12 protein-coding genes are annotated in these 13,003 nt (G+C 71.5%); 11 read left to right on the forward strand and 1 reads right to left on the reverse strand.

Annotated features, from left to right (window positions below):
- Nucleotides 1-57: 57 nt before the first annotated feature.
- The 7 genes from recG (at nt 58) to mutM (ending at nt 6,267) form a co-directional block, all read left to right on the forward strand.
- The gene (gene recG, locus FAF44_RS12080; protein WP_237103182.1) at nt 58-2,235 is read left to right on the forward strand and encodes an ATP-dependent DNA helicase RecG; all 2,178 of its coding nucleotides are present in this window, start codon (nt 58-60) and stop codon (nt 2,233-2,235) included.
- A 280-nt stretch (nt 2,236-2,515) separates the two neighbouring features.
- Nucleotides 2,516-3,082: a 16S rRNA (guanine(966)-N(2))-methyltransferase RsmD gene (rsmD, locus tag FAF44_RS12085; RefSeq protein WP_237103183.1), complete on the forward strand. Its 567-nt coding sequence runs from the start codon at nt 2,516-2,518 to the stop codon at nt 3,080-3,082.
- Between the two features lie 14 nt (nt 3,083-3,096).
- Nucleotides 3,097-3,573, forward strand: coding sequence for a pantetheine-phosphate adenylyltransferase (gene coaD, locus FAF44_RS12090; protein ID WP_237103184.1), 477 nt, complete (start codon nt 3,097-3,099; stop codon nt 3,571-3,573).
- 71 nt (nt 3,574-3,644) lie between these two features.
- Nucleotides 3,645-4,196, forward strand: a complete 552-nt coding sequence (locus FAF44_RS12095; RefSeq protein WP_237103185.1) for a DUF177 domain-containing protein — start codon at nt 3,645-3,647, stop codon at nt 4,194-4,196.
- A 1-nt stretch (nt 4,197) separates the two neighbouring features.
- Nucleotides 4,198-4,377: a 50S ribosomal protein L32 gene (gene rpmF, locus FAF44_RS12100; RefSeq protein ID WP_033409409.1), complete on the forward strand. Its 180-nt coding sequence runs from the start codon at nt 4,198-4,200 to the stop codon at nt 4,375-4,377.
- Between the two features lie 228 nt (nt 4,378-4,605).
- Nucleotides 4,606-5,325 (forward strand): ribonuclease III, encoded by a 720-nt coding sequence (gene rnc / locus FAF44_RS12105; RefSeq protein WP_237103233.1) that lies wholly within the window; start codon nt 4,606-4,608, stop codon nt 5,323-5,325.
- A gap of 96 nt (nt 5,326-5,421) precedes the next feature.
- Nucleotides 5,422-6,267 (forward strand): bifunctional DNA-formamidopyrimidine glycosylase/DNA-(apurinic or apyrimidinic site) lyase, encoded by an 846-nt coding sequence (gene mutM / locus FAF44_RS12110; protein ID WP_237103186.1) that lies wholly within the window; start codon nt 5,422-5,424, stop codon nt 6,265-6,267.
- Here the strand turns inward: mutM and FAF44_RS12115 are convergent.
- Entirely contained in the window at nt 6,215-7,384 is a 1,170-nt protein-coding gene (locus tag FAF44_RS12115) for an MFS transporter (protein WP_237103187.1), read from the reverse strand. The two genes, mutM and FAF44_RS12115, sit on opposite strands and share 53 nt — an antisense overlap.
- 94 nt (nt 7,385-7,478) lie before the next feature.
- On the opposite strand from FAF44_RS12115, the gene FAF44_RS12120 reads away from it, so the two are divergent.
- The 4 genes from FAF44_RS12120 (at nt 7,479) to smc (ending at nt 12,924) form a co-directional block, all read left to right on the forward strand.
- Nucleotides 7,479-8,381: a LysR family transcriptional regulator gene (locus tag FAF44_RS12120; RefSeq protein WP_237103188.1), complete on the forward strand. Its 903-nt coding sequence runs from the start codon at nt 7,479-7,481 to the stop codon at nt 8,379-8,381.
- Nucleotides 8,382-8,391: 10 nt separating this feature from the next.
- Nucleotides 8,392-8,679, forward strand: a complete 288-nt coding sequence (locus tag FAF44_RS12125) for an acylphosphatase (protein WP_237103189.1) — start codon at nt 8,392-8,394, stop codon at nt 8,677-8,679.
- 191 nt (nt 8,680-8,870) lie between these two features.
- Nucleotides 8,871-9,065, forward strand: coding sequence for a hypothetical protein (locus FAF44_RS12130; RefSeq protein ID WP_237103190.1), 195 nt, complete (start codon nt 8,871-8,873; stop codon nt 9,063-9,065).
- A gap of 178 nt (nt 9,066-9,243) precedes the next feature.
- Nucleotides 9,244-12,924, forward strand: a complete 3,681-nt coding sequence (gene smc / locus FAF44_RS12135; RefSeq protein ID WP_237103191.1) for a chromosome segregation protein SMC — start codon at nt 9,244-9,246, stop codon at nt 12,922-12,924.
- Nucleotides 12,925-13,003: the final 79 nt, after the last annotated feature.

Here is a 13,003-nt window from a genome sequence, read left to right on the forward strand (position 1 = left end):
GCGACATCGGCCGTGCGGGGAGGTTCTTGTCGGCCGCAAGCGGTAGAACTTAATGCCGTGAGCCGTTTCGACGAGCCTCTGACGAAGGCGCTCGACCCGAAGACCGCCAAGTTGCTGCACAGCGTGCTCGGCCTGGAGACGGTCGGCGACCTGCTGCGCCACTACCCGCGACGCTACGCCGAGCGCGGCGAGCTCACCTCGCTCGACGCGCTGGAGGTCGACGAGCACGTCACCGTGGTCGGCGAGGTGACCAGGCTCATGCGCAAGCCGATGCGCAACCGCGGCGGCACCTGGCTGGAGGTCGAGGTCGTCGACGGCAACCGCAACAAGATCTACCTGTCGTTCTTCGGCAAGGGCTCCCATGTGGCCGAGTCGCGGCTCAAGCCGGGGCGGCGCGGTATGTTCGCCGGGAAGGTGGGCCTGTTCGGGTCCCGTACGAACCCGCGCTGGCAGCTCGCCCACCCCGAGTTCGAGCTGTTCGAGGAGAGCGAGGCGAGCGCCGAGGAGTTCGCGACGGCCCCGGTGCCGATCTACCCGGCGGGCAAGGACGTCACGCCGTGGGCGATCAGGCGTGCGATCGGCATGGTGCTCGACACGCTCGGCCCTCTGGAGGACCCGCTGCCCGCGGACCTGCGGGCCCGCCACAAGCTGCAGGACCTGGGCGAGGCGCTGGTGGCCATCCACCGCCCGAAGGACCTCGCCGAGGTGGGGCGGGCGCGTAGCAGGCTGAAGTTCGACGAGGCGTTCGTGCTCCAGGCGGTGCTGCTGCAGCGGCGTCAGGCCGCCACCGCCTGGCCCGCCCGGCCCAGGCCGCGCCGCGCCGACGGGCTGCTGGCCGACTTCGACGCGCGGCTGCCGTTCTCGCTCACCGAGGGGCAGGCCGAGGTGGGCGAGGAGATCGCCGCCGACCTGGCGCGCGAGCATCCGATGCACCGGCTGCTGCAGGGTGAGGTCGGCGCGGGCAAGACGGTGGTGGCGCTGCGGGCGATGCTCCAGGTCGTCGACGCCGGAGGGCAGGCGGCGCTGCTGGCCCCCACCGAGGTGCTGGCCCAGCAGCACCACCGCTCGATCACCGGCATGCTGGGCGACCTGGCGCAGGGCGGCATGTTCGGCGGCACCGCGGTCACGCTGCTGACCGGCTCGATGGGTGCGGCGGCCCGGCGTTCGGCGCTGCTCGACGCGGCCTCGGGCACGGCGGGCATCGTCGTCGGCACGCACGCGCTGCTGCAGGAGCACGTGCAGTTCGCCGACCTGGGGCTGGTCGTGGTCGACGAGCAGCACCGGTTCGGGGTGGAGCAGCGCGACGCGCTGCGCGAGAAGGCGGGCGGCGGCCGGCCGCACGTGCTGGTCATGACCGCCACCCCGATCCCGCGCACGGTCGCCATGACCGTTTTCGGCGACCTGGAGGTCTCCACGCTCTCCCAGCTCCCGTCGGGCCGCGCCCCCATCACCACCCACGTCGTCCCGGCCGCGGAGAAGCCGCACTTCCTCGAACGCACCTGGCAGCGGGTCAGGGAGGAGGTGGCGCTGGGCCGGCAGGCGTACATCGTGTGCCCCCGCATCGGCGACCTGGAGGGCGACGAGGGAGACCTGACCGCGTCCGCCTCCGACGACGACCGCCGGCCGCCGCTGGCCGTCCTCGACGTGGCCGAACTGCTCAAGGAGGGGCCCTTCCACGATCTGCGCGTCGCGACCCTGCACGGCAAGCTCCCGCCGGAGGAGAAGGACGCGATCATGCGCTCGTTCACCAGGGGCGAGCTCGACGTCCTGGTGGCCACGACCGTCATCGAGGTCGGGGTGGACGTCCCCAACTCGTCCGTGATGATCATCATGGACGCCGACCGCTTCGGCGTCTCCCAGCTCCATCAGCTCCGCGGCCGGGTCGGCCGGGGCGGCCTGCCCGGCCTGTGCCTCCTGGTCTCCGACTTCCCCGAGGGCACCCCGGCACGGGCCCGCCTCGACGCGGTGGCGACCACCCTCGACGGGTTCGAGCTGTCACGGGTCGACCTCGAACAGCGGCGGGAGGGCGACGTGCTGGGGGCGGCGCAGTCGGGCAAGCGCTCGTCGCTGAAGCTGCTGCAACTGCTCAGGGACGAAGACGTCATCGCCACGGCGAGGGATGAGGCGGCGGCCCTGCTGGCCGACGACCCGGAGCTGGCGCGGCACGGGGGGCTGCGGGCGGAGATCGTCCGGCTGCTGGCGGACGAGCGAGCGGAGTACCTGGAGAAGACCTGACCGGTCGCCGCGAGCGCGGCGACCAGGAAAACAGACCCAGCCGCGGGGACGGCCTCCCCCCGAATGCCGTCCCCGGCTGGGCCCACCCTCGGGTCAGGTGCCGAGGGAACCGGCGTGCGGAAGGGCTCACGATCACGCCGGTCGGCCTTCACGTGGGTCACCTTGAAGGCCGCAGACATCATCATGGGGGCCCGGCCCCCGGATGTGAATCACCCTTGCGTAGTCGAGGCAGACACTTGTCCACTCTTGACCTGCGTGAACATGCGGAACAATGGGTCACATGACGCGGATCATCGCAGGCGTGGCGGGTGGGCGGCGCTTGGCCGTGCCGCCGGGGCGGGGTACGAGGCCGACCAGCGACAGGGCTCGAGAAGGCATTCTCTTGACGCTCGACTCCCTGTACGGGCTGCGCGACGCCCGGGTCCTCGACCTGTACGCCGGTTCGGGCGCGGTCGGCCTGGAGGCGCTGTCGCGGGGCGCGGCCGAGGCGGTGCTGGTGGAGTCCGACCCCAGGGCGGTCCGCACGATCAGGGCGAACGTCGAGTCGCTGGGCCTCCAGGGTGCCCGCGTGGTGGCCGACAAGGTGGTGCGGGCGCTGGGGAAGGCCCCGGACGCGCCGTACGGGATCGTGTTCGCCGATCCGCCCTACGCCGTGCCCGACGAGGAGGTTCGGGTGGTGCTGGAGCTGCTGCGGGATAACGGATGGCTAGCAGATGAGGCTTTGGTGGCGTTCGAGAGGGAAAGCAGGGGAAAGCCGTTGATGTGGCCGGAAGGTTACGTTGAGGAGAGGGTCCGTCGTTATGGCGAAGCGTCCGTTTGGTACGGTCGCGCCGCCGGGAACCCGTAGACCTGGGAGGCGTCTTGCGCCGCGTAGTCTGCCCGGGGTCGTTCGACCCCATCACCAATGGACATCTCGACATCATCGGCCGCTCCGCACGGCTGTACGACGAGGTGACCGTGGCAGTCCTCATCAACGTCGAGAAAAGCAGCCTGTTCACGGTGGACGAACGGATCGACATCCTGCAGACCGTGACCAAGGAGTACCCGAACGTCAAGGTGCGGAAGTTTCACGGCCTGCTGGTCGACTTCTGCCGACAGAACGGCATCCCCGCCATCGTCAAGGGCATCAGGGTGGTCAGCGACTTCGACTACGAGCTGCAGATGGCGCAGCTCAACTACCGCCTGTCGGGGGTCGAGACGCTGTTCATGCCCACCAACCCCGAATACTCGTTCCTGTCGTCCTCGCGGGTGAAGGAGATCGCCCGCTACGGCGGGGACGTCTCGGGCCTTGTACCCGATCTCGTACACAAGCTGCTCATCGAGCGGCTCAGGGGCTGACCGCGAGCTGCTATCCTTTCATTTCGGCCTTGTACGACGCGATTGTTTTCGCCATGCCTAGCGAGAGCAGGATGACTCAGCACCTCGACCCCCGCTCCCCATGGGTGATCTCGACCCACGACCTGGGAAAGCGGCCGGGCACGATGCGGCAGGTGAGCCTGACCCTCCCGGCTCCGGCGAACCTCGGCGTCGACATGATCGGTGTCCCCAAAGACGCCGATGTCGAGCTGGATCTCCGGCTCGAAGCAGTGATGGAAGGCGTGCTCGTCTCGGGCACCGCGCAGGCCCCGCTCGCCGGGGAGTGCGCGCGGTGTCTCGACCCGATCACCTTGGCGATCGAGGTCGACCTGCAGGAGTTGTTCTTCTACTCCGACGAGGACGCCTCGGAGGAGGACTCACTGCTCGACGGTGAGCTGTTCGACCTCGAGCCGACGTTCCGTGACGCGGTGGTGCTCGCACTGCCGCTGAGCCCGGTGTGCGGCGAAGAGTGCGAAGGGCTCTGCACGGAGTGCGGGGTCAAGCTGGCCGAGGCCGGCGAAGATCACCGGCACGAGAAGGTCGACGCCCGCTGGGCGTCGTTGCAAGGTCTGATTACCGACAAAGATAACGATCAGGAGAAGTGACGTGGCCGTCCCGAAGCGAAAGATGTCGCGGAGCAACACCCGCGCCCGTCGCTCCCAGTGGAAGACGACTGCTGTCGCCCTGGTGAGCTGCCCGCAGTGCCGTTCGCCCAAGCAGCCGCACATCGCGTGCCCCACCTGCGGCACCTACAACCGTCGTCAGGTCATCGAGCCGTCCGCCTGATTCTCAGCAGTCAGCAGTTGACGTGATGCCGACCGGGTGCCATTGTGCCTCGGTCGGCGTTACCGTCTCAGATGCGTGCGGCGGCGGTTCGCCCGCGGCCGTGGTGGACGCCGGGGCTACGCGTTACCCCGACGCCCACCACGTTTTCGGGCATCTTCCGCAGTCGGCGCGCCTTAGGCCATAGGAAGATGTCCGAGGAGGAAGCACGTGGGCGCAGGTCCTAAGCCGGTGGCCGTCGAGGTCGCCAGAGACGAGTTGGAGCGGGTCCTGGCGGTCGGTCTCGACCCCGACATCCTGGAGCGCGCGCTGACGCACCGCTCCTACGCGTACGAGAACGGTGGGCTGCCCACCAACGAGCGCCTGGAGTTCCTGGGCGACTCAGTGCTCGGCCTGGTGGTCACCGACACCCTCTACCGCAACCACCCCGACCTGCCGGAAGGCCAGCTCGCGAAGCTGCGCGCCGCGGTGGTCAACATGCGGGCGCTGGCCGACGTGGCCAGGGGCCTGGGGCTGGGCCGGTTCCTGCGGCTCGGCCGGGGCGAGGAGGGCACCGGCGGGCGTGACAAGTCGTCCATCCTGGCCGACACGCTGGAGGCGCTGATCGGCGCGATCTACGTCGACAAGGGCCTCGACGAGGCGTTCCGGGTGGTCCACCTGCTGTTCGACCCGCTGATCGTCCGCTCGGCCTCGCTCGGCGCCGGGCTCGACTGGAAGACCTCCCTGCAGGAGCTGACCGCCTCCGAGGCACTCGGCGTGCCCGAGTACCACGTCGAGGAGAGCGGCCCCGACCACGCCAAGTCGTTCACGGCCATGGTGCGGGTCGGCGGCGAGTCCTACGGCTCGGGCAACGGGCGCAGCAAGAAGGAGGCCGAGCAGCAGGCGGCCGAGGCGGCGTGGACCCGCATCAGGGCCCGCCGCGAGCAGCGCGAGAGCCAGCCCGCGGGTTGATTCCGCGGCCCCCGCCGGGAAGGCACGCAGGGCCGCCGGGTGTTGACCGAAGGGTGAGAGTTATCTACCCCCAGTGTCCAGAGGGCGAGGTCCGAGGTGCCTGAGCTGCCGGAGGTCGAGGTCGTCAGGCGCGGCCTCGCGCAATGGGTGGTCGGGCGTGAGATCGCCGCGGCCGAGGTGCTGCATCCCCGCGCGATCAGGCGTCATCTGGCGGGCGCCGACGAGTTCGCCGGGCGGCTCAAGGGCCGTACGGTGCTGTCGGCGCAGCGCCGCGGCAAGTACCTGTGGCTGCCGCTGTCGGGGCCCGGCGAGGCGCTCCTGGCCCATCTGGGGATGAGCGGGCAACTCCTGGTCGTGCGCTCCGACGCGCCGCCGGAGAAACACCTGAGGGTACGCCTGCGCTTCGAGGACGGCGGCTCCGACCTGCGCTTCGTCGATCAGCGCACGTTCGGCCACGTCATGCTCAGCCCGCTGGCGGGGGGTGTGCCGGAGCCGATCTCCCACATCGCCCCCGACCCGTTCGAGCCGGCGTTCGACGAGGCGGAGTTCACCCGCAGGCTCCGGGCCAGGCACACCGAGATCAAGCGGGCGCTGCTCGACCAGTCGCTGATCAGCGGCGTCGGCAACATCTACGCCGACGAGGCCCTGTGGATCGCCCGGCTGCACTGGGCCCGTCCGACGCAGACGCTGACCGGGCCCAAGGTCGCCGAGCTGGTGACGGCCGTGCGCACGGTGATGGGGGCCGCGCTCGAACAGGGCGGCACGTCCTTCGACAGCCTGTACGTCGACGTCAACGGCGAGAGCGGCTACTTCGCACGCTCGCTGGAGGCGTACGGCCGCCGCGACCTGCCCTGCTCCCGGTGCGGCACCGCGATCAGGCGGGAGGCGTTCATGAACCGATCGTCCTACTCCTGCCCGCGATGCCAGCGACCGCCACGCTGATCGCGGCCAGTGCCGCGCCCGTCCACATCACCGCGGGCACCGACAGCCCGTCCGCGATCCGGCCGCCGGCGAACGCGCCGAGCGCGATGGAGACGTTGAAGGCGCCGACGTACAGCGCCGTGCCGAGTTCGCCGCCGCCCTCGCGCATGATCCACAACTGCAGGCTCACCCCGACGCCGCCGTAGCCCGCTCCCCAGACCACGAGCGCGGCCAGCGCGGGCACCCCGGCCGGCGAGAGGGCGACCATCGCCAGTCCCATGAGCGTGACCAGCACGATCAGCGTGAGCCGGGGGTTCCTGGCGGCCCACGCGCCCGCGGCGAAGTTCCCGGCCACGCCCGCGGCCCCGTACAGCAGGAGTGCGGTGCTCACGAGGGCGGGGCCGGCCTGCGTGACCTCCTCCAGGAACGGGCGGACGTAGGTGTAGGCCACGAAGTGCCCTGAAACGGTCAGAGTGGTGAGGACCAGGACGACCGTGAGCGGCCCTGAGAGCCACGAGGAGCGCTCGCCGGCCGCGGGTGACGTTTCCGGCTCGGGGAGCGGCTTCAGTGGCGGCAGCGTCGCGGCCAGCAGCGCGAGCAGGGCGAGGGCGAACACCGCCGCGGCGGCGAACGCGCTGCGCCAGCCCGCGAACGACGAGACGAACGTCGCCGCCGGCACCCCCAGCACCGACGCCACCGACACCCCGCCCAGGATGATCGATGTCGCCCGCCCCACGGACCGCTCGGGCACCAGGCGTGTCCCGAGCCCCGCCGCGAACGCCCAGAACCCGCCGATGCTCACCCCGGTCAGCACCCGGGCGGCCATCATGACCGGATGTCCCGGAGCCACCGAGGCCGCCAGGTTCGCCACCGCCAGCAGCGCCATCAGCCCGAGCAGGACGAGCCGCCGGTCGGCCCGGCGCGCCACGATCGCCAGCACGGGCGCCGCCACCGCGGCCACCAGCCCGGGGGCGGTCATCGTCAGCCCCGCCGTGCCCGCCGAGACGCCCAGGTCGGCGGCCATCGAGGTGAGCAGGCCCACCGGGAGCATCTCGCTGGTCACCACGGTGAAAGTGCCCATCGCGACCGAGGTCACGGCGAGCCAGCGCGTCCGCGCGGAGACATCTGTCATCGTCATGCGGCCCAGCCTCACCGCCGCCCGGGGCGGGAACAATGACGAAGGTCGAAGGCTTGGTTTAGGTGGGCTAAGCGATCGAGCCGGAGGGTGCGGCATGGAGTTCAGGGAGCTGGAGTGCTTCATCGTGCTCAGCGAGGAGCTGCACTTCGCGCGTACGGCCGAGCGGCTCTACCTGTCGCCGGGACGGGTGAGCCAGCTCCTGCGCTCGCTGGAGACCAGGATCGGCGGCCGGTTGTTCGACCGGACCAGCAGGCGGGTGCGGCTGACGCCGCTCGGCGAGCGCTTCCTGGCCGACCTGCGGCCCGCCTACGACGGCATGGCGGTGGCCGTGACCAGGGCCAGGGCGGTGGCCCGCGAGGTGACCGGGGTGCTCAGGGTCGGGTTCCTGGCCACGCCCACCGAGGTCGTGACGGGCAGCGTGCGGGCCTTCGAGCGGAGCTGCCTCGGCTGCGCGGTGGAGCTGGTGGAGATCCCGCTGTCCGACCCGTACAGCAAGCTGCGGGCGGGGCTGGTGGACGTCGCGTTCACGCTGCTGCCGACGGAGGAGCCCGACCTGGTCACGGGAGCGGCGCTGAACCACGTCGGCCACCTGCTCGGCGTCTCCGCCCGGCATCCGCTGGCGGGCCGGGCGGGCATCGGGGTGGAGGAGCTGGCCGCGATCCCGCTGATCGGTCTCGAAGGACCGGCGCCGCGTGCCTGGCACGAGCGGATCGCACCCTCCGTAACCCCTTCCGGACGTCCGATTCCCCGGGTGGGTAAGGTGGCCACGACGCAGGAGGGCCTGACCCAGGTGGCGCTCGACCGGGGTGGCATGTTGTTCTGCACGCCGACGGCGCGGCAGCTCGCCCGCCCCGACGTCAGTTTCGTGCCGGTCACCGGGCTGCCACCGTCGATCTTGGGCCTGGCCTGGGTGAAGTCCAGGGAGACAGCCGCGATCAGGGCGTTCGACGAGGCGGCCGCCGGCCGGCCGGTCGCCGACGAGATCCTGGTCGCGTGAGGGGTGCCGAATGTCACAGAGCAGCCAGGACGCCCGGCTGACCGCCTGGGTGCGGGGCCGGGTGCAGGGCGTGGGTTTCCGCTGGTGGACGCGGGCGCGGGCGCTGGAGCTCGGCCTGACGGGCTGGGCCCGCAACACCGACGACGGCCGCGTCGAGGTGGTCGCGGAGGGGCCGCGCGAGGCGTGCGTCAAGCTGCTGGAGCAGCTCAGAGGTTGCGACACGCCGGGCAGGGTGGATGGAGTAGTAGAACGGTGGAGTGAACCCCGAGGTAGTTTGACCGGTTTCGTGGAGAGGTAGCGCGTTTCGTCAAACCGCTCAAATAGGGTATAGTTGTATGTCGGGAGTGCCCATCAGTAGGGCTCAGCGGTTCGTTCGACTTGACCGCCCACACTGCCGGTGCGACTCTTGTTAGGTACCACGCGCACCCCTCCCGCGGAATAAGAAGTGCGCGAACCAGTCTGGTCACTCAGCGTGGAGGACCCTTTACCATGGCGAAGGCTCTACTCGGCCACGTCGGCGGTCCTGACCCTCGGATGGTCTCGGAAATGCGTCGCCTGCAGCAGCGCATCCGTGACCTTGAGGCAGAACTCATCCGACTTCAGGCCACTAACGACGCTCTTGCAGCGCAAACTCGCGACGAGGCGCTAAGCCGCACGCAAGAGCGCGAGCCGGCACTCACCTGAGAGTGATCGGAGCGCAAGACCCAGGGACGTCTCTGAGAGGCGTCCCTTGTTATTTGCGCTGACGTCGCTAAACCCTGGCCGGACGGACGCTTGACCGTTGACGCCCACGCGGAACGGCGCGGACCAGTAGTCTTTCCCGAGGTCTGGTCAAGCTCTGTTCAGGGGAAAGGGGTCGCGCTTGTACCTCAAGACCCTCACCCTGCGCGGCTTCAAGTCCTTCGCCTCCGCGACCGCCCTCCGCTTCGAACCCGGCATCACCTGCGTGGTCGGCCCCAACGGTTCCGGCAAGTCCAACGTCGTCGACGCCCTGGCCTGGGTCATGGGCGAGCACAGCGCCAAGTCGCTGCGCGGCGGCAAGATGGAGGACGTCATCTTCGCCGGCACCTCGTCCCGGCCGCCGCTCGGCCGCGCCGAGGTGACGCTGACCATCGACAACTCCGACGGCGCGCTGCCGATCGACTACACCGAGGTCACGATCAGCCGCCTGATGTTCCGGTCGGGGCAGAGCGAGTACGCCATCAACGGCGACACCTGCCGGCTGCTCGACATCCAGGAACTGCTGTCCGACTCCGGCATCGGCCGCGAGATGCACGTGATCGTCGGGCAGGGCCAGCTCGACGCCGTGCTGCACGCCGGCCCCGAGGACCGCCGGGCCTTCATCGAAGAGGCCGCGGGCGTGCTCAAGCACCGCAAGCGCAAGGAGAAGGCGCTGCGCAAGCTCGACGCGATGCAGGCCAACCTGACCCGCGTCCAGGACCTCGCCACCGAACTGCGCCGCCAGCTCAAACCGCTGGGCCGCCAGGCCGAGATCGCCCGCAAGGCCGCCGTCATCCAGGCCGACCTGCGCGACGCCCGCCTGCGGCTGCTGGCCGACGACGTGTGCATCCTGCGGGCCACCCTGGAGCGCGAGGCCGCCGACGAGGCCGCGATCACGGCCCGGCGCCGGCAGGTGGAGACCGAGCTGGCGCAGGGGCAGCAGCGCGAGAGCGCGCTGGAGACGGCCGAGGCCGAGGCCCAGCCGCGCCTGGCCGCCGCCCAGGAGACCTACTTCAGGCTGTCCTCCCTGCGCGAGCGCACCACCGGCCTGGAACAGCTCGCCGCCGAACGTCACCGCCACGCCCTCGACGCCGCCGCCATCGAGCGCCGCGGACGCGACCCCGAAGACCTCGAACGCGAGGCCGGCGAGGTGCGCGAGCAGGAGCTCATCCACAACGCCGAGCTGGAGCAGGCGCACGAGCTGCTGGAGGACACCGTCCAGCGGCGCGCCGAGGCCGAGGCCGAGCTGAGCGCCGAGCAGCAGCGGCTCGCGCTGGCCGCCAGGGCCGCCGCCGACCGCCGCGAGGGCCTGGCCAAGCTGCGCGGCCAGGTCGACTCCGTACGCAGCCGCGCCCGCGCCGCCGAGGACGAGATCGGCCGGCTCCGGCAGGCCGTGGCCGACGCCGGCGCGCGTGAGGGCCAGGCCAGGGAAGACCTGGAGACCCAGCGTCTGGAGGAGCCCGCCGCCGATCCGGCGCTGGCCGCGGAACTGACCACCGCGCAGGCCGTCGTCGAGGAGGCCAAGGCGGTCGCCGACGAGGCGCGTGGCGTGGTGGAGGAGGCCAAGGCGGGCCTCGACGCGCCCCGTGCCGCCCTGCAGTCCGCCAAGGCGGGGGTGAGCACCGCCCGCGCCGCCGACCAGCAGGCCCAGCGCTCGGTCGCCGCCCTCGCCGCCCGTCGCGACGCCCTCGAACTGACCCTGGCCAAGGGCGACGGCGGCGCCGCGCTGCTCGACGCCGGCCTGGGCGGGCTGCTGGGCCCCCTGGCGGCCTCGATGCAGGTGACTCCAGGGGCCGAGCCGGCGGTGGCCGCCGTCCTGGGTCCGATCGCCGAGGCGGTCGCCGTCAAGACCCTCGACACGGCCGTGGAGGCGCTGGAGCTGCTGCGCGCCAAGGGCTCGGGCGAGGCGACCCTGCTGGTGGCCGGCGCGGACGACACCCGGGCGGCGCAGCGCCCGGCCGCTCCCGGCGGCGGCCGGTGGGTGGCCGACCTGGTGACGGTGCCCGACCAGCTCCGCCCCGCCCTCGACCACGTGCTGCACGGGGTCGTGCTCGTCGAGGACCTGGAGGCCGGCAGAGCGCTCGTCGAGCGGCACCCCGAACTCAGGGCGGTCACGCGGGCGGGCGACCTCGTCGGGGCCCACCTGGCGGCCGGTGGCGCGACGGGCGGCACGTCCGTGCTCCAGGTGCGCGCGGCGCTCGACGAGGCCGTCACGGACCTGGAGGAGGCCGAGGCCAGGGCGGAGGCGGGCGCGACGGCTCTGGACACGGCGATCGAGGCGGAGCAGAGCGCGCAGGCGGCTCTGGAGGCCGCCCAGGCCCAGGTCGGCGAGGCCCAGACCGCCGTCACCACCGCGCAGGCGGGCGTGAGCGCCGCGCAGGGCGTGCTCGACCAGGTCAGGGGCCGCCAGCGGGAGTCCGACCAGCGCAACGCCGCGGCGGCCAGGCGGCTGGCCCAGATGGAGGCCGCCGCCAACGCGGCCCGCGACGAGGCCGAGCGCCTGGCCGCGAGCGTGACCAAGGCGGAGGCGGCCCGCGCGGAGGGCCAGGAGGAGCTGGCCGAGCTGGAGATCCGGCTGGCCGAGGCCGAGTACGCCCAGGAGCTGGAGTCCGAGCCCACCACCGACCTGCGCGACGAGCTGACGAGCGCCGTGGAGGCCGCCAGGCAGCGCGAGATGGACACCCGGCTGCAGGCGCGTACGGCCGAGGAGCGCGTCAAGGGCATCGAGGGCCGCGCCGACGGCCTGCTCAGGGCGGCCAGGCGGGAGCGCGACGAACGTGCCCAGGCCGCCGCCCAGCGCGCCAGGCGCAGGCGGCAGGCCGCGCTGGCCGAGGCCGTCAGCAGGGGCGCCAAGCAGGTGCTGCACGCCCTGGCCGGCTCCATCCAGCTCGCCTCCAGGGAGCGCGACGAGGCCGATCTGACCAGGGTGGCCGTCGACGCCGAGCTCAAGCAGGTGCGTTTGCGGGTCCGCGAGCTGGGCCAGGAGCTGGACAAACTGGTCAACCGCGTGCACGGCAACGAGGTGGCGCGTACCGAGCAGCGGCTGCGGCTGGAGCAGATGGAGCAGCGGGCGCTGGAGGAGTTCGGGGTCGAGACCGAGGCGCTGGTCGGCGAGTACGGCCCCGAGGCCCCCGTGCCGGGTGAGCCGCCCGTCCCGTACGTGCGTGCGGAGCAGGAGAAGCGCGCCAGGGCGGCCGAGCGGCAGATGAACCAGCTCGGCAAGGTCAACCCGCTCGCGCTGGAGGAGTTCGCGGCGCTGGAGGAGCGGCACGCCTTCCTCAACTCCCAGCTCGAAGACCTCAAGAAGACCCGGCGCGACCTGCTGACCGTGGTCAAGGAGGTCGACGACCGGGTGGAGCAGATGTTCGCCTCGGCCTACGAGGACGTGGCCCGCGAGTTCGAGCAGATCTTCGGCCGGGTGTTCCCCGGGGGCGACGGGCGGCTGGTGCTGACCGAGCCCGGCGACATGCTGACCACGGGCATCGAGGTCGAGGCCAGGCCGCCGGGCAAGAAGGTCAAGCGGCTGTCGCTGCTGTCGGGCGGCGAGCGGTCGCTGACGGCGGTGGCATTCCTGATCTCGATCTTCAAGGCGCGGCCGTCGCCGTTCTACGTGATGGACGAGGTCGAGGCGGCGCTCGACGACACGAACACGCAGCGGTTGCTGATGTTGTTCGAGGAGCTGAGGCAGAGTTCACAGCTCATCGTCATCACCCACAACAAGCGCACGATGGAGATCGCCGACGCGCTGTACGGCGTGTCGATGCGCGGTGACGGCGTGACCCAGGTCGTCAGCCAGCGGCTCAGGGAGCGCGAGCCGGCCTGATCGGGGCGGGCCGCGGCCGTCATGATCGAAAAGCGGGAGTGCGCCTGATCGGTGTGGCCTTGGGCGTGACCATGGTGGT

It is taken from the genome of Nonomuraea sp. MG754425 (assembly GCF_021699195.1).
In the GTDB taxonomy this organism is placed as follows: domain Bacteria; phylum Actinomycetota; class Actinomycetes; order Streptosporangiales; family Streptosporangiaceae; genus Nonomuraea.